The 24,460-nt window shown below is 45.1% G+C and carries 13 protein-coding genes; 10 read left to right on the top strand and 3 right to left on the bottom strand.

Annotated elements, in window-relative coordinates:
• The first annotated feature begins 24 nt into the window (after positions 1-24).
• Together B2W36_RS05605 and B2W36_RS05600 are read left to right on the top strand one after the other, a co-directional pair.
• Positions 25-429: a hypothetical protein gene (locus B2W36_RS05605; protein ID WP_293886746.1), complete on the top strand. Its 405-nt coding sequence runs from the start codon at positions 25-27 to the stop codon at positions 427-429.
• 39 nt (positions 430-468) lie between these two features.
• Positions 469-837: a polymorphic toxin type 44 domain-containing protein gene (locus tag B2W36_RS05600; protein WP_293886744.1), complete on the top strand. Its 369-nt coding sequence runs from the start codon at positions 469-471 to the stop codon at positions 835-837.
• A 290-nt stretch (positions 838-1,127) separates the two neighbouring features.
• Here the strand turns inward: B2W36_RS05600 and B2W36_RS05595 are convergent, their stop codons facing one another.
• Entirely contained in the window at positions 1,128-2,309 is a 1,182-nt protein-coding gene (locus B2W36_RS05595) for a PepSY-associated TM helix domain-containing protein (RefSeq protein ID WP_293886743.1), read from the bottom strand.
• A 2-nt stretch (positions 2,310-2,311) separates the two neighbouring features.
• Positions 2,312-4,780 (bottom strand): TonB-dependent receptor, encoded by a 2,469-nt coding sequence (locus B2W36_RS05590; protein WP_293886741.1) that lies wholly within the window; start codon positions 4,778-4,780, stop codon positions 2,312-2,314.
• A gap of 38 nt (positions 4,781-4,818) precedes the next feature.
• On the opposite strand from B2W36_RS05590, the gene B2W36_RS05585 reads away from it, so the two are divergent.
• Positions 4,819-5,946, top strand: coding sequence for a helix-turn-helix transcriptional regulator (locus tag B2W36_RS05585; protein WP_293886739.1), 1,128 nt, complete (start codon positions 4,819-4,821; stop codon positions 5,944-5,946).
• Between the two features lie 93 nt (positions 5,947-6,039).
• Here B2W36_RS05585 and B2W36_RS05580 read toward each other — a convergent pair whose 3' ends face one another.
• Complete coding sequence (locus B2W36_RS05580) at positions 6,040-7,077, bottom strand: leucine-rich repeat domain-containing protein (RefSeq protein WP_293886737.1); 1,038 nt, start codon at positions 7,075-7,077, stop codon at positions 6,040-6,042.
• 503 nt (positions 7,078-7,580) lie between these two features.
• On the opposite strand from B2W36_RS05580, the gene B2W36_RS05575 reads away from it, so the two are divergent.
• The 7 genes from B2W36_RS05575 (at position 7,581) to B2W36_RS05545 (ending at position 24,228) form a co-directional block, all read left to right on the top strand.
• Entirely contained in the window at positions 7,581-11,603 is a 4,023-nt protein-coding gene (locus B2W36_RS05575; RefSeq protein WP_293886735.1) for a two-component regulator propeller domain-containing protein, read from the top strand.
• Positions 11,604-11,775: 172 nt separating this feature from the next.
• Entirely contained in the window at positions 11,776-15,087 is a 3,312-nt protein-coding gene (locus B2W36_RS05570; RefSeq protein ID WP_293886733.1) for a SusC/RagA family TonB-linked outer membrane protein, read from the top strand.
• 11 nt (positions 15,088-15,098) lie between these two features.
• Entirely contained in the window at positions 15,099-16,886 is a 1,788-nt protein-coding gene (locus tag B2W36_RS05565) for a RagB/SusD family nutrient uptake outer membrane protein (RefSeq protein WP_293886731.1), read from the top strand.
• A 35-nt stretch (positions 16,887-16,921) separates the two neighbouring features.
• Positions 16,922-19,777 (top strand): SusC/RagA family TonB-linked outer membrane protein, encoded by a 2,856-nt coding sequence (locus B2W36_RS05560; protein WP_293886729.1) that lies wholly within the window; start codon positions 16,922-16,924, stop codon positions 19,775-19,777.
• An 11-nt stretch (positions 19,778-19,788) separates the two neighbouring features.
• On the top strand, positions 19,789-21,510 hold the full coding sequence (locus B2W36_RS05555; RefSeq protein ID WP_293886728.1) for a RagB/SusD family nutrient uptake outer membrane protein: 1,722 nt from the start codon (positions 19,789-19,791) through the stop codon (positions 21,508-21,510).
• Between the two features lie 117 nt (positions 21,511-21,627).
• A complete protein-coding gene (locus tag B2W36_RS05550; RefSeq protein WP_293886727.1) occupies positions 21,628-22,923 on the top strand; it encodes a DUF1735 domain-containing protein in 1,296 nt (431 codons plus the stop codon).
• 27 nt (positions 22,924-22,950) lie between these two features.
• A complete protein-coding gene (locus B2W36_RS05545; RefSeq protein WP_293886726.1) occupies positions 22,951-24,228 on the top strand; it encodes a glycoside hydrolase family 26 protein in 1,278 nt (425 codons plus the stop codon).
• The last annotated feature ends 232 nt before the right edge of the window (positions 24,229-24,460 follow it).

Genomic DNA, 24,460 nt, shown 5'->3' with positions numbered 1-24,460 from the left:
TACAGGATTTGAAAGATAAATTGTATGAATTCAAAAAAAATCAGAATATTCTTAATAGGTGCAGTTGCTATTGGTGTAGTGTATAATATTTGTTTTTATAGGGAAGATGTTAAAATGGAGAGTAGCGTGGCCCGTAGTTTTTTGGTTGAAGGGCAATATTGTCGAAGTTCAAAAGGAAGCTCATCAATCAATGTCAAATATAAAGGGAAGTTATATGCTGTTAGAATGGCAAATGAAGAATGCTTAAAATATCCTGTTGGTTCTCATATTGAATTAGTCTATAATGAAAAGCATGATTTTTTTTATAAAAAGGATGGTCTAGCGAAGGCAAAACTTAGGATGTTTTTTTTCCTATTTCTTTTATTTGTTTTGGTTATACCATGGGAGAGATTTTTCAAAAAAACACACAATTTGGGGATTAATAAATAATGCGAGTTTTGAAGCAGTAAAGTTAAAGAAGCAAGGCTTTTGGGAAGAATTAGTGCTTTACTTTCAATTAGTGATGCGAGCGTGGGTAATGATGCTGATTTTCCATTAGTGTTAAAAGATAATCCCCAATTTGCTCTAAAATCCAAGGCGGGGGAAAGAGCTGGAAGGGGATTTATGGAAGTTAAAGGTTTACCATTCAGAATAAATGGATCAAAAATACTTTACAATCCTTCTGATGCGGGACAGTATATATGGGGGGCATGGATGAGAGCTAATGGATATACTTATATGCAAGTATGGTTAGGATCAAATCTTAATGAATGGAAAAATTTAGGTGATTCAAAAGGAGATCAAAATGCGATTAAAGCCGGATACAATGCTATGGATAAATGGATGAACTTAAAATAGAAATATGCAACAGATAAAGTTTCCAACTATTGGAAGTATAATGATTCCAATTTTATATATTATCATTATTAGTTTTAAAATTAATGCTAAGAATTTAGATGAAAGATGTTTAAGGATTGTTGAACACCAGTTTAATAATAAGGTGGCTTTCCCAGTTTTTGTTATGCTAATTCTTTTGTCAATTTTTACTATTATTAAGTACAAAAAGGAGCTCAGAAATAGGATATTTGATATAATTTTAATTTGTCCTATTTTATTTCATGTATTACTTTTTACTATCAAAATGATATTTAATTTATTTTGATAATGCTGCAACGCCGTTTCTTCTTCTTAAATTTTCTACCATACCAGATATAAAAGCCTGTTACCGGCAAAGAGGCGCAGATTAAACTGGTCACAAATGCGATCCACATGCCTGTACGCCCGGCAATTTTTCCGACATGGATATCATAGTTGGAATCGCGCCACTTCATGCCCAATGTTTTATCATTTTGGAGCCGCTTGAAAGAGCACTTTTCACTACGAAGATCATAGGTATAGGTATCGGAAGCCGACCACCAGGTATTTCCTTTCTTATAGACAGTAATATTGGCTAGTGAAGCATTTTGTGGGATGTTGACCAAAGCACCTTCATGCGCGCCATACTTTTTCACAACATCAGACCATATCAGATCTAGAGAGGCCTCACTGGCGGCATCTATTGTATTTTCTGGAGCTTTTGGCTCTTCGTGTTTCTTATTGGGCCGCTTACCATCCAGCAACCAGTAAATACTGGTTTCCCACCATTTGAAGGACCAAACTAAACCCGTTGCCGCAATGACGATAGCAACGAAGAAAGCGTAAAAGCCAAGTACTTGGTGAAGATCGTAGTTTAGGCGTTTCCATTTAGCACTAAAATTAATCTTGAGGCGTTTAACAGCGACTTTACGGTTTTTGGGCCACCAAAGGAAAATACCCGAAAGTAACGTAATGATAAACAGCAAGACGCTGGTACCTACGATGGTGCTGCCCACATCGCGCCTCAGATATAAGAATTGATGGATCTGCCTGACAATCCAAAAGAAATTAGTTTCGACATCTATTTTCCCTAAAACCTTTCCGCTGTAGGGGTCTACAAAAATACGGTCCCAATAGAGGATTTCTTTGTTGATGAATACGCCGACGATATCATTCTTTGGACGGCGCTTAAGGGCTTCAAATAGATAAACTTGTCGCTGATCATCTCTAGCAGGCACACGGATAAGGGTAATGGGATGATCGGTGACACGCTGTGCATTTGCCTTTAAGATGGAAAGGGGAAGTGTTTTCTCGCCTTTATGTGCCGTTACCGTCACATAACTTGGATGAAAAAGGGCAAATAGTTCCTTCTCAAATACATAAATAGCGCCTGTAATGCTCACAATAAAAACCACCAGACCGGACAATAATCCGATCCAGCGGTGTAAAAACAAGATCGTCTTTTTAAAAGTCATCCTTAAAAGGTATAGCCGAGTGTAAATAGGAAGTTTCGTGGTGCACCTGGGAATAGACGGATGTAATCGTAACCACCTACCCAATGGGTTTTATTGGTGATATTATTAAAGTTGGCCTGCAGCTGCACCTTACCAATGGAATAGTACAAAGCAGCATTCAATAAACTGTAGGAGGGTATTGTTTGGTTCAGGTTAAGCGACAGGTTCCGCTTGTCTACGTAGTTGGCGCCGACGCCGATTCCCAGGCCTTTGGCTTTTCCGGAGGGAATAGAAAATCTGGTCCAGATATTCGCGGTATTCCGAGGCGCATTGGGTTTTTGTTTGTTCAGTTCTTCATTATTCCCGCCTTCGGTAATTCTGGCATCGTTGTAAGCATAAGAAGCGATAATGCTCCAATACGGAAGGATCTGACCCTGAATGTCAAACTCGATCCCTTTGGATCTTTCCTTACCGATCTGTTCCATCAAATCCGCATTTTCGGCAGTAGGTGCAGGATAAAGGGTGTTCTTCTGATTGATCTGATAGATGGCTGTACTCGCCTGTAATTTTCCATCCAACCAGGCGGTTTTTAATCCAAACTCGGTCATATCATTTTCGAGCGGATCGAATGGCCCGCCTGCATTTGGATTTGCCAGCGCCGAAGCCGTTTGTGGGTTATAGCCTTTGACGTAGGTTCCGTATAGATTAATCTGCGGATTGATGGTATATACTGCGCCAAAGCGTGGTAGAAGGACATCTTGGTGTACATTCTCGGCCTGATCTGTTTTATAATTGGCAATATCCTTGTAATTCTCATACCGTAACCCCAGCAATAATTGAAGCCGCCCCAGAGTGAGCTGATCCTGTAGATATAGTGCATTCAGATGATAATAGGTTGGAGCAACTGATGTAGTGGATGCCGGTGCAAAAAAATACTTGCTTTCGTCCTGCAACTGTTGACTTTTCAGGGGGTTGCTAAGGTCAAAACTAGATACATTGGGCACTGGATTGCCATTTTTGTCAAGTAAATAATCATTGATCTTTTTAGGATCAAATTTAGCAATGCTGCCTGTGTTATCTTTATTTCTGTAACCGCTTGCTGTCAGCTGCGAACCACCCACAGGTAATACCTCCTGGGCGTAGTCATAGCCGGCAATGAGTTTGTGGGCTAGCACGCCCGTGTTAACGTTATAATTAAAGAAAGCGGTGATGTTATCGACAAATCGTTTTCTGTTTCGGATGAAAACCTGTCTTGCCACCATGTTCTCAATATTGGCTCCTTTGCCATCTACAGCATATGCATTGGCCGAGCGGTGTTCTGAAAGATCCTCGGCGTAGCCTGTTTTCATGTAAGATGCATTGAAACTCAATTTATCAGTGAAACGGTGATTCAATGAGGCAGTGACCATATAGGTTTGTTCGTTCAGAAAATCATTGGCCGTACTCATGGATTGGCTAATAGGCGTTGAATACAGATCACCGTTGGCAAAGACAGATTGTCCCCGGTCGAGTCTCGACTTGGAATCGTTATAGACCATATCAAAATTGATACGGGTGTTTTCTGAGGGAATAAAGGAAAACGATGGTGCCAGCACCAAGTTTTTGTCAAACTGCAGATCCCGAAAACTTTGTGCGTTTTCATAACCGATGTTGAGGCGGTAAAGCAACGTTTTATCGGATGTCATAGGCCCTGTGAAGTCCGCCAGGGCACGGAGGTTGTTGAAGCTTCCCACCGAGAACTGCAGCGATTTGCGTGCCTCGTCTAACGGCTTTTTTGTGACCCGGTTGACGACACCGCCGGGGCTCGCATTCCCAAATAGGGCTGACGATGGGCCTTTCAGTACTTCTACCCGTTCCAGGTAATTGGCCAGCGGCTGTTTCCAGAACCCTGTTGTGGTACGCATCCCGTTGACAAGCTGGGTGTTGGATCCACCATTGATCCGAAAGCCCCGGATCGTAATATCGTCGTAAAAGGTAAACTGATTGACACCACTGAAATTTTTTACAATTTCGCCTACACGCATCAATCCTTGGTCGGCAATAAGCTCTTTGGTCGCATAAGAAACCGATTGCGGCAAATCTCGTAATTTGGTTTCGGTCTTACTGCCGATAAAGGACTGCGTGTTTCGATAAGACTTTTCTTTGCGCCCGTAGATTTCTACCGTTTGCAGCGCTTCCTCTGCACGAAACATGGGAAATGTCATGGTAAAGGGATGTGCCGGATCAATCGATATTTTCTGTTTGATGGTTTTGTAACCGATTGCATTAATGCGGATATCATAGGTTCCTTTGCTTAAGGTAGGCAATATAAATTGTCCATGATGGTCCGTTGCGGTATGCTGGTTGGTTTTAAGTACCGTAATTGTAGCTCCGGCAAGGGGAGCATTGTATTCATCCAAAACTGTTCCGTTGAATAACTGTTTTTCTTGCGCATGAGTGAAGTTGAGTTGTAAACTCCATATGGCTGCGACAAGCATAGGTATTTTTCGCATCTTATTTAAATTTAATCTTAATAAGCAGACAAAATTCGATGATTAAACTTATATTTGGCGGAGAAAAAATATGCAATTCGGGAATTTTAAAGGTTACCCTAGCTATGGATGGTTTAGAAAAAGTACTTCTCAATAATGCACATCTGCAGGAATCATGGTCTTTGGGTGAGCAAGTTGCGCGCGAAATGGCCGACACGCCGCCACATTACGTGTTTGATATCCGCACATTTAGCAATCGGTCTTTCCAATTTCGCCAAAAAACGATGAAACAGTATTCTTCACGAATGAATGTCTCCGAGATTGTCCTGCCGCAGGGTATGCATATGATGCATTCGGTACTGACATCTACAAGTGATGGCTATCTCTGTATTGACAATGCTGTACCGTATGTTCATGTTTTTTTCGCGTTAAATAGTGACCGGCAGTACTACGTAGATGGTGAACTATTAGGCAGCTGTTCACCGGGGCATGTTCAAAGTTACCTGTTTGCAGCACCTCAGATTATTGGCTTATGGCATCGCCGCCCGGCAGAAAGCTTTTTTGAAATCAATATACCGATTTCTTTATTCGAATCCCATTTGCCCGTAGATAGCTCTTTTGGGCTTAAGTTGCGTAGCCTTGCGGAAAAGTCACAGACGGGCATTCTGTTTGACGAGTCTAGATTGATCAGTGCGCAACAGAAGGAAATTATTGCTGAACTACTGGATACGGAGATGGACAAAGAATGGAAATCACTGTATTGTTTTGGTAAGGTTCTGGAGCTATTGGCGCGGACATTTGATGAGCAGAAGGTTAAAGGAATAGCGCTTCCAATTGATAATAACCTCAGCCCTGAAATGAAAAAGCTGATGACCAAAGCAAAAGAAATAGTCGAGAGCAGGTTAACAGATCCACCATCATTAACACAGTTGTCTGCCGAATTGGGAACGAATGAAAACTATTTAAAGAAATATTTCAAACTTTGCTACGGTACAACAATTTATGGCTATGTCACAGCGAGTAGAATGCAAAAGGCGAAGCGCTTGCTTGCAAAGGGCGATCGGCCAATAAATGAAATTTCACGCTTTTTAGGCTATAGCAATCCTGCCCATTTCTCAGCAAGCTTCAAAAAGCATTTTGGGGTGAAACCCAAATTTGTACAGCAAGCTTCTATGAATCCCTCGTAAATATCAACGTTCTTTGCTTTTGTTATTGAAGTGGTTGATAGTGAGATTGTCTAACTATCTGTATAGAGTTTGCTTCCTTTGCTAGGATTGAACTTAGTCATTCATTTCATCATAATAAACATCGGTTTTGCTTAGGATCTGCTGTACCTGCTCATACTGCTTTTTTGTCAATCCTGTATCGTTCAAGAAGAAAAGCCCGCTCCACTTGATTTTTTTTACAGAAGCCAAGAATGGTTCCCATTGAAGAGGATTATTGGTAAATGGTACATAGACCAGTTTGGGATTGTTTTGTAGGGCTGCAGGGAAGCTGGTAAACTGGTTGAATGAAAAATTGGCCTTCTCTAAATTTTTAAGGGTAGCAATAGATTTTGGTAGCGTAGTCAACCCCGCGTTTTCGATACCGATTTGTTTTAATTCCGGCAACTGCTCAAATAAATCGGGCAGATCGTTCAGCTTAGTTTCACTTTTATAATGGCCAGAAAGGGATAGGAAGTTCAGTTTGCCAAGACTAAAAATTTCTTTGGGAAAAGCGGTAAATAGATTACCATTTAACCCCAATTGTTTTAAATTCTTGAGTTGTGCAAAGGATGCAGGCAAAGTCGTCAAGGGGTTGTTGCAGTCGAACTCTTCCAGTGCTGTCAGGTTTGAAATGTTTTCCGGAAGTGTGCTGAGCTCATTTTTGCTTAATGTGATTCTTTTCAGCGTGGGTTGGACAGTTTTGATCTCAGGAAAGCGAGTGATAGTCAGGTTGTTGATTTCCAGTTCTTTCAACTGGCCGCCTTCATCAACCACCTTTTGTAGGATGCCGCTGTCGAGCTTCTTTCCTGAGATGGAAGAACTCAGCGATAAGGTTTGGATCTGGGAAAGATCGGTATTCAATAGTTCTTCGAAGTTCTCCAACGTCAGTTCTTGCCCATCTGTCTTTTTGATGCGCACCTGATCAGCAGCCTGCATGGGCATGGTTATCATGCCGGCTTCCATACTTTCCGAAGTACCCGCCTGTTCGATTACTCTTTGTGCTTCGGGAATGGGGTTTACCACTGGCGGCGGTACTTCTTTTTTCTTTTTCTTTTGTGCTGAAACGCTTAGCGTAAGTAAGGATAAGCTGAATACGATAATATATTTTTTCATGTTGGATCGACTTTGTGTTCATGCAAATATGCATAGCTCGATAAAGCAATTATTCGACCAATTTATATCCGCATGGCGCTGGTTTATGATTCGCTCTTTTTTTTCTAACATTCGATCCGGTCTTTTTGGTAAAGACTTTGTTTTACGCTATCATTTGCAATCTCTTTGTACACCCAATCGGGTATATTTATTTGTATTTAGTCGTAATTATACCCAGTCAGGTATAAAATTTAAGTCGGTTTATTCTTAATAAATAGTGTTGTTGGCCAACAGTTACATCCACAACAGGTAGCCAGTTAACGGACTTTCCGAAGTAAAGCCATTCACGTTGTCCAAAAAAAGTTTAATTTATACGATGTAAGGGAATAAACGTATCTTTGACAATCCTAATGTGGAAAATAATTAATTAGCGTTTCCCCCTATTAAAAGTATTGGCTGAATTGAAACAAAGATCCTTTTTTTTAATGGTTTACTGTCGCCTTTTGTTTTCGCTGGCGATAATTATGCTGTGCACAAAAGCGCATGCGCAGGAAAAAAGCTATTTCTTTAACAATAGGGGCATCAAAAACGGTCTTTCCAATGGTCGGGTGATTGCTATGGCCGAAGACCAAAATGGTTTCATATGGTTTGGTACGGCTTCAGGATTGAATCGCTTCGACGGCTATGACTTCAAGGTATTTCTACATAACGAGCAGGATAGCACCAGTATCAACGATAATTATATCGATAAAATAGTCAAAGGACCGCTCCACTCTTTATGGATCTATACACCAAAAGGCTGGAATAGATACAATGCGGCCAATGAACAGTTTGAATCCAAGCCCAAACGTTGGCTCGCCCAGCTTGGATTGCCCCACGAATGGTTCAAAACAATTGTTGCCGATCCCATCGGGAATTTTTGGTTTATCTACCCAGGGGAGGGGATTTATAAATACCTCATCCGGGAGAAGAAGTCGCAGCTTTTGAATATGCAAAACAGCAGCCGACCGCTTTACAGCAATGCGGTCTCCTCACTTGCATTTGATTCCAAACAGCAGAGCTGGATAGTGTATCCAGATGGAACAGTCGACGTACGACGGGATTCGGATAATCAATTGGTCAGAAGGCTTCATGTGCCTGCAAGTAATGGCGAGCAAGGCTATCAACTTTTTATAGATGCACAGGATGATGCCTGGATCTATGTGCCCGGTAAGGCGAATGCAGTTTATTGGCTTTCTGCTGCAGATAACAGATGGCTGACACTGGATCGAAAAGTCGGTCAGCTTCAACTCAATAACGATATCGTTAACGGCATCGTGCAGGACGATAGGGGCAACATATGGATTGCTACAGATCACGGTGGAATTAACCTCGTTGATAAACAAAAGAGAACCATTAGCTATATCTCGAATGATTTTGGTACAAAAGAAATTTTGCCGGGAAATGCGATACAGTCGTTGTTAAAGGATGCGTCAGGAACAATCTGGATGGGGACCTTCAAAGCGGGAATTAATTCTTACAGCGAGACAAAGTCTTCGTTTCCACAATACCGTCATGATCCGAATAACCTAAAGAGTTTACCTTTTGACGATGTGAATTGTTTTGCCGAGGATAGACGCGGCAATCTATGGGTCGGTACCAATGGGCGGGGTTTACTCTATTACGATCGGGCAGCGAAAACATTTACAAAGTTTCTGCAGGCCAACAATGGAAGCGGGCCTTCAAGTAATATTATTGCGAGCTTATATGTCGACCGCGATAACAAGCTGTGGATCGGTACTTATTTTGGTGGACTGAATAGTTACGACGGTCAGCGATTTACTTACTATCGACACGATAGCAAGCGGCCAGGGAGCTTATTGGAGGATAATGTGTGGGAAATATTTGAGGATCGGGAAAGACGTTTGTGGGTGGGAACATTAAATAATGGACTTCAGCTTTTGGACCGTAGCACAAATACCTTCGTGGATTACCGCTACAATCATCCCTTTAACTTTTCGGTCAATGCCATCATGGAGGACCGGAAGGGAAACCTGTGGGTAGGTGGTTCGGCCGGTATTGAACTGTATGATCGGAATCGAAAATTGTTGCAGCATTTTAGCTATCAGCAAGGTGCAGCAAATAGCTTGTGTAATACCACGGTACTGGATGTCATCGAGGATGCAAAGGGATTCATTTGGATAGCCACGCGGGACGGCCTATCGATTTACGATCCGCAGCAGAAGAAGTTTTTCAAATACCACAAAGCCGATGGCTTGCCCCACCAGACCATCTTGCGCCTGATCATGGACCATCAGCACACCATCTGGGCAAGTACGCCCAACGGCCTGTCCAGGATCTCACCGCAGTATGTAAACGGTGGACTAAAATTATCCTTTCGGAATTACGACGAAACGGATGGATTGCAGGGCAATGTGTTCAATGACGACGCTGCATTTGTGACAAAAGCGGGTGAATTGATTTTTGGCGGCAGCAATGGGTTTAACCTGTTCTTTCCGCCCAATGACCCTATCCGGGGGCATCGTTATCCGTTGCTGTTTACTGACTTGCAGCTGTTCAATAACAGTGTGCGCGTGGGGGAGCAATATGAGGGCAACCTGATTCTGTCGGAGAGTATATCCACCACCCATAAACTGGCTTTAAAATACGATCAGAATGCGTTTGCTATCCAATTTGCAGCGCTCAATTTTGTCAACGCCGGAAAAATAAACTACAGCTACCGGATGCAGGGGTTACATGACCAGTGGGTCAGCGTGGATGGGAACAGCCGAAAAATAAGTTTTACGGGATTAGCACCCGGAAAATATACGCTCGTGGTGCGTGCCGAAGAAAGTGGTGCTGCCGATCCAGTATACGCCAAGCTGGATATTGAGATTATGCCTCCTTTTTGGGCGAGTGCCTGGGCATATGGTTTTTATGGCTTGGTCATCGTACTGGGACTGGTATGGGGGCGTTATCGGATCATCAGCCGTACCCGCCTGAAATTTAAGCAAGAACAGCAGGAACAGGAGCAGCTGCGTAGGCAGGAGCTGGATGCGATGAAGATCCACTTTTTTACCAATGTTAGCCATGAGCTTAAAACTCCGCTGTCCTTGATCCTGACACCAGTAGAAAAATTGTTGGATCAGCCTTATTCCGAAAATGAGCAACGGCTATTCAAATTGATCCACCGAAATGCTCGGCGCCTGCTCAATTTCGTTGATCAGCTGCTGGATTTCCGGAAACTGGAGCTTGGTGAGTTGCATCTACATAAAAAGAACCTCCGGATTTTTGGGCTTTGTAAAGAGGTCTACGATTCATTTCTCGATCTGGCTGAAAAACGTCAGGTGCAGTTCGCCTTCGAAACCTTGGGCGAGGATGTTTGGGCAGCCCTGGATCCGGATAAAATGGAGCGCATACTCTTCAACCTGTTGACCAATGCCTTCAAATTTACACCCCAGGGGGGGCGTGTGACGCTCTCCGTTGATACGCAGTCGGGTGATCGACTCGAAATCCGCGTCAGCGATACGGGGATAGGTATTGCTGCCGATAGGTTGGAACAGATTTTTGAACGTTTTTTTCAGAACGAACTGCCCAAACATATGATCAACCAGGGAAGTGGTATTGGACTGGCCATCAGCCGGGAGTTTGCCAAGCTGCATCAGGGTACCCTGCATGCTGAAAGCGAAGTCGGACAGGGAAGTACATTTGTGCTGCAATTGCCGTTGCAAGATATCCAGGATCGGAATGAAGCAGTGTCCGATGATGTACTAGCGGAAGACATAGGCTCCGCTCTTTCGATGCAAAAAACCGTACTGTTGGTGGAAGACAACGACGACTACCGCAGTTACATGAAGGAATTTCTCCAGCCGTATTTTCAGGTTATTGTGGCCTCCAACGGAAAGGAAGGCTGGCAGAAGGCCCTTGCAGAGCATCCCGATCTGATCGTCAGCGATCTCAATATGCCCGAAATGAATGGTGCGGAGCTCTGCCAGAAGATTAAGACAGACAAACGGACGGCTTTTATTCCTTTTATCCTGCTGACTGTCGTCAATTCCGAGCAGCGGCAGCTCCAGGCCCTCGAAATGGGAGCCAACGATTACATCACCAAGCCGTTCCGCATGGAAATGCTGGTTTCAAAAATGAAAAATCTACTCGCTCAGCAGGATCGCTTTAAGGAAACCTATCAAAAGCAGGTTTCAGTAGCCCCCAGTGAGCTGGACACGGCTTCACTCGATAATGAGTGGATCACAAAAGTGCTGGCCTACGTAGAGGCTAACATGGGCAATTCGAACCTCTCCGTGCAGGGACTTGGTGAGGCATTTGCCTTGGGCAGAGCGACCTTGTACCGCCGGATTTTTGACTTGACCGGCAAGACACCAGTGGAATTTATCCGGAGCATCCGTTTGCAACGGGCGCAGCATATGCTCGAGACCGGACAGTGGTCGATCGCTGAAATTGCCTACCAAGTGGGCTTTACGGATCCCAAATATTTCACCAAAGTTTTTCGTGAAGAATGCGGGATTACACCATCTGCCTATCAGGAAAAACACCGCCAGAAGCTTTAAAAGGGGAGAAGTGAAACATTTTTCCCCCTATATTCTGCGAAAATTCATCCCTCAAGCATAGCCAATATCCTAATTTTGATGCAATGCTGTAACCAATTTATTGATTGACCACTCAGGTTACCGTAAGGGAAATAATTTCAAAATTATAAACGAACTGATAAATATGATTTGTTTGTCCACTGACAGTCATTCGACTTGTCTTGAACGCTCGACAGTACATTTTTCTAAAAAGGTAGCCTTTTTAGGGATATTTATGGCGTCCATCACCTGCATGGCTCATGCGCAAACCCGCATTTCTGGAAATGTGGTGGATGAGCAGCGGCGTCCGCTGACTGGCGTTAATGTCAGCGTCAAAAATTCGAATAATGTGACACTGACTAATGTCACGGGGGATTATTCGATAAAAGCACTTCCCACCGATACGCTTATCTATACTTTCGTCGGTTACTTGCCGCAACGTAGGGTCGTAGGCGATCTGAAAGCCATCAACATCCAATTGTATAAAGATAATATTCAAATGGAGCAGGTGGTGGTTGTCGGCTATGGTAAACAGAAACAACCGACCGTGACAGGTTCCGTCAGTGTGGTAGCAGGTAAAGATCTGGTACAAACGCCGGTAGCCAATGTCAGTAATATGCTGGTCGGTATGGCGCCGGGTATCACTGGGATACAGAACAGCGGCGAACCAGGGCAGAATGCAACGACTTTGCGCATCCGCGGAATATCGACCTTAAATGGGGCCAATCCACTTGTCGTTATCGACGGTGTGCAGCAGCCTGCGGAAAATCCATTTACCATGTTGAACGCCATTGATGCCAACGATATTGAGAACGTCAGTATCTTAAAGGATGCCTCGGCGACAGCGGTATACGGTATCCGTGGCGCTAATGGCGTGATTATCGTTACCACTAAGCGGGGCCGCTCGGGAAGACCTGCTTTTAGTTTCTCGGCCAACACGGGGTTTACGCGCGCAACATCGCTCATGGGCATGACCAATTCGCATGACTTTGCTTCCAGCAGAAATGAATCGATCCGAAAACTGGATGCTTCAGGAAACGGTTCGTATAATAATATGTTGTTTTCGGAAGATGAGCTTTGGAAGTTTAAAAACAACCGAGATTATACAGCAGCAGAAATTGCAGCCATGCCACTCAACGAGCAACAGAAGCAACAGCTGCAAAACAGTCCGGCACTGTATTACACCAGTCACGATTGGTACAAAGAACTCTTCAATGGCACAGGACGTCAAAATCAATACAACTTAAATGTTTCGGGAGGCAGCGAACGATTTAAATATGCCAGTTCGATCGGATATTTTGATCAGACGAGTATTCTGAACTATACAAAAATAGCCGGAGCAGATGTGGATCCAAAATTCTCTAGATACACTTTCCGTAATAATTTCGATATTGAGGTGGTCAAAAATCTGGATATCAGTGTCAACATCAGCGGCCAATTCCTAAAGAATAAAATTGCCAACCCCAAGTCGGATAATTTTAGTAACGTGCAGGGATCTGACCTGGCTTCGCGATATCAGTCTTTATTGCTCAACTTGAAGCATGGGCCTTTTATATCGCCCGGAATCGTTGACGGACGAATTGTCCTGAACTTTCTTGGAGCCGATGGCAGCGCAACGAATCCCATCGGTACGGTAAGAGGGGGAAATGGAGGCTTCCCGAGTCAGGTGATTAATCCGCTCAATCTTGTAACGCGCGGCTACGGCGTCACACAGGGAACCAACCTCAGTGCGCAGACGGTGCTGAAGCATAAAATGGACTATCTGACGCGTGGTCTTAAATCCCATTTCACGGTGGCTTACGACGATAATTATGCAAAAGGATATACCGTGACGCCAGGCGTGCCGACTTATTCGGCTTACCGAAATCCACAAAACCCGACAGAAATCGTCTACATCGGGGGCATGGTGAGTACCGATAATAGTCTCACCGACTACCTATTCAATTCCAGTTTTAGAAAAATGTATTATGAAGCTGGCGTAGACTACAACCGCGACTTTGGAAAGCATAATGTATCGGGGCTCGTGTTGGCGAATGCCCAAAAATACATTGATAACAACCTAGCTTTTAATACACCATCGGGTTTAATGAGCTTAGTTGGGCGTGCTACCTATAACTATGCCGAACGCTATTTGGCCGAGGTGAATATGGCCTACAATGGGACCGAACAGTTTGCTCCCGGTAAGCGTTTTGGCTTCTTTCCGGCTTTCTCTGCGGGCTGGATTATCTCCAAAGAGTCTTTCTTGCAAGACAACAGCGTTTTGAGCTTTGCCAAGATTAGGGCCTCCTATGGTGAGGTCGGTAATGATCAGATCGGTGGGATGCGTTACCTCTATTTGGCCAATTCATGGAATTTAGGGGATCAAAACAATGGCTATTATTTTGGAAGCACAGATGGCTCGGCAACCAATCCGCATATTCCAGGGGCGATTGAAGCGTCGGTCGGAAATCCGCTGGTCACCTGGGAACGGGCAAAAAAGAGCAACGTACAGCTTGATCTGAAATTTTTCAGTGATAAATTATCCTTTTCAGGGACTTATTTTAATGAAAAACGGTCCTCTATCCTTGTTCAGCCTAGCATTATTCCAGCGAATCTGGGCGTTGCCGGTACCCCGGTCTCCAATGTTGGTCGGGTAAGCAATAGCGGCTGGGAGTTTGAATTGGGCTGGGACGATAAGTTAAGCGAAGACTTTACCTACTTCTTAAAAGGAAATTTCTCCTACGCACGCAATAAAATAGATTACATGGCCGAAGCGGCTTTCCCATATCCTTGGATGAACCAAACGGGATACATGATCGGCCAGCCAAAGGGATTGGTCGCGGATGGGTTTTACAACAATGCTGCCGAACTGGCCAACCGTCCTTACAATAGCTTTAGCAATCTGGTGGATGTTGGCGACCTACGCTATAAGGACATCAATGGCGATGGTATTATCGATAACAACGATATGATCCCAATTGGCTATCCTTCTTTTCCGCTGATCTCGTACAACTTCCGTTTGGGTGTGACCTACAAGGGCTGGGACTTAAATACACTATTTATCGGTACCGCAAAAGGCTCTTATGATATCAGTAACACCTACTACGGCGGCAATCGTATCGTAGAGGAAGTTAATAGTGGCAGATGGACGCAGGAAAAATATGAAAGTGGACAGGAGATCCTTTACCCGGCACTAAATGCTATTGACGGTGTATCCCAAGCCTCGAAAGTACGGAGTACATTCTGGCTGCGCTCAACAGACTTTTTGCGTTTGAAAAATGCTTCTGTAGGCTATACCGTCCGCGACAGCAAACTCTTGCAGCGTGTCGGGCTAAGCGCCGTGCGGGTGTATGCCAGTGGTAATAACCTCGTCACCTGGACCAAGCTCGTGAAAGGGATAGATCCCGAGTCGACTAGTCAGAATAGCAACGGCTATATATTCCCGCTTGTGAGAACATACAACCTGGGTGTGAACATTTCATTTTAAAACTTACAGATATGATCGATATAATACAACGCTATTGGCAAAAGGCTTTGTTTGCTTCCATGTCCATGGTGATCTTGGGAAGTAGTATATCTTGCCAAAAAGATTTTTTGCAGGTCCCTCCCGGGGGTAATCCGACGGTGGATACAATTTTTAACCAGTCCGCCAACGCTTATAATGCCATTGCGGGTGCCTATTTTGCCTCTTTGCGCCAGGGGCTGAACTGGAACGGCTATTATTCACCGAGCACCGATGATCAGCTGGCGGGCAGTCAGGCTTTTTGGGTGCAGATCCCCGGCAGTGTGGCGGCGGTATCTATTCTTGGCGGTGGCTTTACCCCCAATTCAAATAGCCAGGACATGGGATCAAATGGTGGTTACGGCAACGACGGTTACACCGACAACTTTCAGGCGATCCGCAAAGCGTACCTCGTCAAGGAAAATATCGGCCGGGTGCCTGATATGAGCGACTCGGATAAGAAAATCGTACAGGCCGAAATGCAGGCGCTTGTCGCTTACCGCTATACGCAAATGTTTATCATGTATGGTGGGGTTCCGATAATCTCCAAAAGTTTTCCACTGACTTCCTTAAACAATCTGGAAGAACTGGCTATCCAGCGCGCGCCGATAAAAAATGTATTGGACAGTATTGTAAGCTGGTGTGATCAGTCTGCGGCCATCTTACCTTCGCGCTGGGCAGATAATTCACTGGGCAGGATGACCAAGTCGGCAGCATTGGCAATTAAAGCAAAAGCTTTGCTCTATGCGGCGCGTCCATTATTCAATAATGCAACACCTTATCTACAGTTGGGGGCAAACAATGCGCTGATCTGTTTTGGGAACAATGATCCACAACGTTGGAATGTTGCGCTCGAAGCCAGTGAAGCCCTGATCAAAGAAGCCGAAGGGGCGGGGGGATTGCGTATTATCAATACGGGAAATCCGCTGGCTGACTACGGTACAGCTACTTCCACACCAAGCAACCGGGAAGTAATCTTAGCGTTCAAACAACAGGTGCCATCGTCTGGTGGTGCTGGTCCATACAATATTTTTAATGTTGTCAATTTTCATTATCAGGCCAATGGAGCGGTGCTATCGAGCAGTATGCTGGAAAACTACTACAAGGCAGACGGCACAGAGCAGAGCTGGCCAGGGGTAGGTCAGACGGCTCCGTTTTCGGAATACCTTACCAAGTTTAAGGAGATGGAACCACGCATGCGCGCTGATTTCAACGGTTGGGAAATGCAGGCCGACAACAACCCCGGCGATCCCATCTGGCACATGAACGAGCATTATAAGGACGTCAACCATTTCGGTGCCGGACAGCCGACCAAGTTTTACTATAAAGCAGGACGTCGCGAATGGTTCGACTTTCCGATTTTCCGTCTGGCGGCATATTATTTAAGTTCGGCAGAAGCATATAACGAAATGGGGCAACCTGTCGAAGCACTTAACCGCCTTAACGTAATCCATCAGCGTGCCGGACTGCCAGCTGTCACCGAGACCAATAAAGATAAACTACGCAAAATTATTCAGCGGGAATGGGCTATCGAGTTTATTCAGGAAAAATACCGATTTAACGACCTGAAACATTGGAAGGATAGTCAGATCGACAAGGGTATCATCGGTGGACCGATCCGTTTTCTGGTTTTTAATAACGGTGGTGACGCTTTGCCTTCGGGAAATACCAATTTTGGAAATGCGGTACGTTATAATGGGTTTTGGCATCCTAGGCAATTGTTAAATCCTTTCCCCCAAGGTGAGGTGAACAAAGGTTATCTGATCCAGAATCCGGGCTATTAATTGATAAGACTGACCCTATTAGAAGACTTTAAACTATGAATACCTATTCAATGATAAAAAAGGCTACCGCCTTACTTTTTGCCGTTTGGTCGGGAAGCACATCGCTGAAGGCGCAGCAGCCGGGCGAATGGATTGTCCCGGATTCTACGGACAGCCAAAAGGTGAAAAATTATGCTACAGTACGTGGACAGGAACTGGAAAAGATACCTGTGGCAAACTTAACCAATACCTTATATGGACATCTGAATGGACTGATGGTAGGCCAAACCAATGGACAGCCGGGATACGATCAGGCAACACTCATGATGCGGGGAAGAGCAACGTACGATCAGGCTGCCCTGGTCTGTTACGTGGATGGTTTTCAGGTGGATATATCGTTCTATTTTCAATACCTTGCCGCCGGTGAGATCGCAACTGTGACCATCTTGAAAGATCCGGTGAGTCTAGCCACATTTGGCATGAAAGGCGCCAATGGCGTGTTGTGGGTGACGACAAAACGCGCCAATACCGATACGTTTCGCATTGATGCGCAGGTAATATCTGGCATTCAGCAGGCTGTCAAGATCAGGAAGCCTTACGACGCTTATCAGTACGCCAATCTATACAATCAGGCCATCAGTAACGATGCCTATGCGCTCAATGGCAACCGCTTTCAGTGGTCTCCGGTCTACAGCGATCAAGCCCTACAGCAGTACAAAGATGGATCCGGTACCAATGTGGACTGGCTCAACGAGTCGCTGCGAAATAACGGCCGCTACACCAATACCTATGTCAATATGCAGGGCGGCATGAAGGAGGTGGCTAAATATAATCTATACTTGGATTATATGGATCAAACGGGACTCTTCAATATTCCAAGTGGTGCTGAAGCAAGCCGAAATACAGGCCTCAAAAGGTATAATCTACGCTCGAATGTGGACCTGAAGTTCTTTAAAATCTTTACTGGAAAGATTGATCTGGGCGGGCGCATCGAAAGTTATAGCCAGCCCTTTAGCAACAATACCTACGACAATGCACAGAATTTTTGGAAGCGGCTGACGACTTACCCAAATAATATTTATCCTGTGCGCGATGCGCAGACAGGACAATGGTCGGGTAATGCACTTTATCCAAACAATCCGGTTGCGGAACTAAATGCCTTGGGCATGTATGCCTCGCATGACCGTACATTACAAGGGAACTTTAGCCTACGGGAAGATCTGAGCTTCCTGACGGAAGGATTATACCTTGAACAGGCGGTTTCTTTTAACACCTGGTCGCGTGTGATCCAGAATAAAACCGCTACCTATGCCCGTTATTACGAAGGTAAACAGGCGACCGCCGATCAGAATACACCGATAGTTTTCGGAACCAACACCCCTTATGGGCAGTTGACCTGGCGGCAGTCCAACCTTTCGGCTGGATATAAAAGGCAGTTCGGTAAACATCATATTAACGCCGTGGTCAATTACTATGCAAGCGATATGATCCCCGATGCAAATGAGGATGCGTCAAAAATTGCTTACCACTATCAGCAGATTTCTGGAAGGGCATCTTATGCTTATCAGGAGAAATACTTCGCCGAACTCGGCTGGGGATACAGCGGATCGGATGCTTATGCACCGGGAAACCGCTGGAAATTGTATCCTGCAGCATCTTTAAGCTGGGTACTATCGGAAGAGGATTTCCTCAAAGATAATCCGGTGATCAACTATGCCAAGCTGCGCATCGCCGCGGGAAAGACCGGCAACGACCAGACACTGCAGGGTAGATACCTCTATCAGCAGTATTATCGTTTCCTCCCTGGCAGTGTAACGGGCAACAATAGTCTGTCTTTTAATGGTGGACTGGGATTAGGCCGTCTGGCTACGCCAGATATTACCGCTGAGCAAAGCATGAAATACGAACTGGGACTGGATATGCGGCTACTTAAAAATCTTGATTTTCAGGCGACTTGGTTTAGCGATCGCAGATCGGGCATCATTACACGAAACAACCTCATAGCGGGCTACCTGGGCTATACCGGCGCAGATATGTTGCCGCTTCAGAATATTGGTAAGGTGAACAATGAAGGGATTGAACTGGGGCTGAGTTATCAGGAGCAGATCGGAGCGCTACAGCTGAACCTGGGTATGATGGCGACCTATGCGAAAAACAAGATCGTTTATCAGGCCGAGATACCCAATAAAAATGCCTTCTCCAATACAACTGGGCGTGCTATCGGTACACCCATGGGGCTGGTGGCGGACGGCTTCTACCAATTTGAGGATTTTAACGCCGATGGCAGCCTGAAAGATGGACTCGCCAAACCAAGCTTCGGTCCGGTGCAACCGGGGGATCTGAAATACAAAGATCTGGACCAGAATGGCTTTGTCGACCAAAGCGATGTGACAGCTATTGGCAAACCGGCCTATCCTAAATGGTATTATGCATTCAACCTCGGGCTAGCGTACAAAGGCATTGATCTATCGGCTTTATTTCAAGGAGCAGCAGGTATGGATATCAATTTATTGGGCGCCGCTTACAATCATGTGGTTCCTTTTGTGGGAAACACGACAATTTATCCCATTGCCGGAAATGCTTGGGCATATTATCCAACGGAGGGCATTGATACTCGCAATAACGCAACTTTTCCGCGGTTAACGACGCAGAGCAATGCGAACAACTATACCAATTCAACCTTTTGGATGAAAAATGGAGACTTCCTCAAGTTGAGGTCGCTGCAGGTCGGGTATACCTTACCATCCGCTGTATCGGAGAAATTGCACATGCAGAAGTTCAGGGTGTTCCTGACCGCTGTTAATCCATTTGTCTGGTCTTCATTCTACCGGAAATACCAAATGGACCCGGAGACACCTGCGGGCTATCCGGCGCTGAAATCTTATAATCTAGGAATTTCATTTACCTTTTAATTGTTTATCCCATGTATTTACGTGATCATATAACCACCAAAATAGCAATTGCGATAGCAGTGCTTAGTCTCTCGGGCTGTGGGAAGTCGTTTTTGGATACGCGTCTCGACACGCAGCCCACCGAGCATAATATCGATGGCAACTACGCAAGTCTGATGCAGCTGGCCAATACACCCTATGCTTATCTGTCCCAGCGAAACGAATTTGCGGCGCTGGACGGAAATCTCTTTGCTGCGGCTACCGATGAAGCCCAGCAGACCAATACTATAGGAGACGTTTACTTGTTTAATAATGGCAACTGGGGCGCGTTTAATAATCCCGACGATCGTTACAATATGTATTATTCGGGCATCTATGCCGCAAATTATTTTTTGGAATACATCGACAAAAAAGGGGGTGACTACAAAGCTTTACTTGCTGTCAACCGCGATACCATCACGCAAGAATCGCGTACTAAGTACCTGAACGATGTAGCCTCCATGGGCTGGTCAATAGCTGAAGCACACGTGCTTCGGGCATACTATTATTTTGAGCTGATCAAGCGCTATGGCGGCGTGCCTTTATTGACCAAAACGTTTAGCGTGAATGAGAAGCCAGCGATTGCTGCTTCTTCGTTTCAGGAGGTCGTCGAATATATCGTGACATCTGTCGATAGCCACGTAAAAGACCTGCAGCCAAACTGGAAAACCTCACAATTTACAAATCTGGATGGCCGCTTTAATCAGGGTGCTGCGCTTATGCTGAAAGCGCGTGTGCTGCTCTATGCCGCCAGTCCGCTGCATAATCCCGGTAACGATATCACCAAATGGCAACGTGCTGCAAAAGCTGCTGCGGAGGCATTGCAATTTGCCGATCGCATGGATGATGCAGGTGGAAAAAATGCGCTCGACAACAATTACAGAAATTATTTTCTTGGCAACAATACGCTAAATAGTGCCGAAACCATTATGGCGATCCGCTACGCGGCCAGCAACGATCTCGAGCGTGCAAATTATCCGATTGCCACACCCGGCGGATTGAGTGGAGTCACACCGAGCGAGAATCTGGTGTCGGCCTACGAAAAGCTGGACAACTATTCAGCGAGTAAGCCTTATGATAATCGGGATCCGCGTCTCGGCTATACGGTCGTGGTGAATGGAAGTGAGTGGAACAACCGTACGATCGATCAGACAGCCGGCGGAACGGATGATAGGAGACGTGCCAACGCGAGTAGAACGGGGTATTACCTGAAGAAATTTGTTAATGACAATGTTAATCTGGTCAATAACGCTACCAATCCGCACAACTGGCCACTGTTCCGCTACGGCGATCTGTTGCTGATTTATGCGGAGGCAATGAATGAAGCTTATGGCCCCGATCAAGCCAATGGCTGGGGGCTTACTGCCCGGGAGGCAATTAATAAGTTAAGAGCCCGTCCGGGGGTTGATATGCCAGCGGTGCAGGCCAGCGGCAAAGCGGAGTTGCGTACAGCGATCAAACACGAACGTCAAGTGGAGCTGGCCTTTGAAAATCACCGCTATTGGGATTTGATCCGTTGGGGCGATGCCGCCACCGTATTGAATAAACCGATCTATGGTGTTACCGTAACAAAAACAACTTCTGGTACGCTGCAATACGAAACGAGACAAGTTCAAAATAGGGTTTTCATAGCGCCAAAGATGAACTTCTATCCTTTTCCGCAAGCGGAAATCCATATCAGCGGCGGGACACTAGTCCAAAATCCAGGCTGGTAATAGAAAAGCAAGCAAGCAAGCAAGCAAGCAAGCAAGCAAGGTTATGGAAGTTTATTAACTAGTTGAAAAAACAAAAAGAGGAGTGAACAGATGAATCTACTCAATTATAAGAATAACATGTACAGGATATTTAGTGTCTGGGCTATGGCCTTGACTCTGGCGGCCTGTCAAAAGGATGATTCGGCAAAGGAATATGGCGATTCGCTCATTTACATGCCGCAGAGCGTTAATTTTTCCATGGGATCAAATGCGATCTATCCCGTTCCGGGATCATCCAATGGGATCAGTCCAACGGGAATGAACTATACCGTCGATGAACAATCCAACAAAACAAAAATCCTATTAGGTGCATCCGTATCCGGGACAGCGAAAGGCGCTTTTAGCGTTGACGTTAAAGCGAATACAGATACCGTTGAGCAGCTGTTAAGGCAGGGGACCCTTGGCGCGGATTACAAGGTACTTCCGACCAAAAACTACCGCTTGCCCAATCGACTGGATGTGCCGGAGAATGGGGCTGCAACCTTTTATCTGGAAGTGGACAACAGTGTTATTACAGACCCGGATAATTTTGGTAAACATTTGGTTGTAGCGGTACAGATTGCCAATCCAAGCCGTTATACCTTGGATCAAAAACGAGCAACTACTGTGGTGGATATCAATATTGCAGGCCTGTTTCCGTCTGCAAATACAACATCGGAGATCAATGTAACGCCGGGCGCTACCATCACCATCGCTGGACAGAATCTCGACAAAGTAACCGCTTTGAAGTTTTCCAACAGCGAAACGGCAATTCCTATCCTTGCACAGTCTGCAAATAGTCTACAGGTGAAAGTGCCTGAGATGGGTGGCATCCCGCGCTCAACGATTGATTTGGTAACACCATTTGGAACAACAAAGAGTGCATTTGAATTGGTCAATTTAAATCTTGCCCTGCAGGTGTTTACGGATACTTATGGCGCCAATATCGGAGCCAATAAAGATGGCGACGATTACGGATCTAGTCAATCAATATCCACCAGCGTCTTTAAACGGGGAACCTCTTCGTTGGCAATTAAATATGCAGCAAATAATTACTCTCCCGGCGGACTGGTCAATACGGTTGGCTTTGAAGATAAAGGTTATAACTACATTACGTTCTGGGCGAAAGGAACGACTTCTGGTGCTGGGAATGAAGGGATACAAATGGCTTTAATGGGCGACGGAATGCCGGATGGCTATGGAAATGATTTTGCCGGAGTGGGGATTATCGTCACAAAAGAGTGGACCTATTATAAAATTCCAATCGGCAAAGGTGCCGCTAAACCGATGTGGAGTAAAGGAACGACCTTCCGAAAATTTGGATGGCGATTGAATAACTGGAACGTTCTGCAGGATGAAACAATCTATTTTGATGACATTCTATTTGTAAAATAAAAATTAACGCATAAAACTTATATCATAATGATGGCTAAAAAATCTTATTTATTGCTCATAACACTTTGTTTTTACTTGTGCTGCTGCTCAAAAAACAATGCCGAAATTATTAACGGATCTGCTGAGATTCAATCGCTGGATGCGGCATTTATGCAAGTGTCAAAAGCTGCCGTTGCAGGAACTACGTACGAGGCAGAGGTGTATCTTCCGTATGCTGGTGGTAATGGAGCAGCCTTTGAAAATGGAGCGTCCATCGCCTCAACCGGTGTCTTGGGCTTGACGGCGACCTTGCAGCAGGGGCGTTTGGAAAAAGGCTATGGCTCATTGCTATATAAAATAAGTGGTGTCCCGGCACAGGCGGGGACAGCATCTTTTGCTCTAACTTTTGGTGGTAAATCGAGTGTTGTTGCGCTCGAAGTCAATCAAAAAGCTGATGCTAGCTTGCTTTACTGGGGATTCTTTGATGATTCGGGGACGCCGATGCCTTTCTACAACGGCTTTGGTAAGAATCCGAGTATGGCCATGATGTTTAATGGCTGGACTGCGGATGGTAGTCGCGAATTTCCTTCGGCATTTTGCCAGGAAGCTTCCGCAGCGGGCTATGTACCACACGTAACCTGGGAACCCATGATGGGCCTCGATGAATTGATGTCCGGAAAATACGATAACGACATCAAACGCTATGGGGAAGCATTGGCTAAATTTGGTAAGCCGGTCGTACTGCGATTTGCGCACGAATTTAATGGGGACTGGTATCCCTGGAGCATGCAGAATGATCAAGTGGTACCCGTAGCTACTTATATCAAAGCCTTTCGCTATGTGCACGATAAGGTGCGTGCGGCAGGCGGTACAAATGCACGTTGGGCCTGGGCACCTAATAATGCCAATGGCAGTAAAAATCCGCAATCGGTAGAATCCTACTATCCGGGTGATGACTATGTGGATTTGATCGGTATGGACGGATACAATTTTGGGACCTCTCAGAGCTGGTCTACCTGGCAGTCCTTTGCACAGGTTTTTGGTCCACTTTATAACAAGCTAACTACTGCTTTCCCCAACAAACCTATTTTTATTGCTGAAATGGGCTGCTCATCGACAGGCGGTGATAAAGCCGCATGGATCAACGATATGTTTGTCCAGCTGGAAACGCAGTTTCCGAAAATAAAAAGTTTTGTATGGTTTAATATCAACAAGGAAACAGACTGGCGCTTTACCAACGGACAGGATGCGATAGATGCATTTAAAAACGGCCTAAGTAATGCTAGGGTAGGGGTAGACCCAACACTGGGTGGTGTGATCCAGTAAAGAATTTACATCAATAGGAATTACGATGAATTTATTTAAAACCTTCAATCAGCGAGGACAGTTTAGGTCTGGATAGGTTGATCGATTTGTATTCCTATTCGAAAGGCAGCCTATCAACTACAGATAGGCTGTTTTTGGTTTTGAAATTAGTGCGGACTGCATTGAATTTATTTCTTTGAAAACGATTGAACGACGGGAAATGTTTATTGCTTGACATCGATTCGGTCTATGG

The organism is Sphingobacterium sp. UBA3549, assembly GCF_002376635.1.
In the GTDB taxonomy this organism is placed as follows: Bacteria; Bacteroidota; Bacteroidia; order Sphingobacteriales; family Sphingobacteriaceae; genus Sphingobacterium.
The sequence above is the reverse complement of the archived record's forward strand: the minus strand, read 5'-3'. Positions and strand labels throughout refer to the sequence as shown.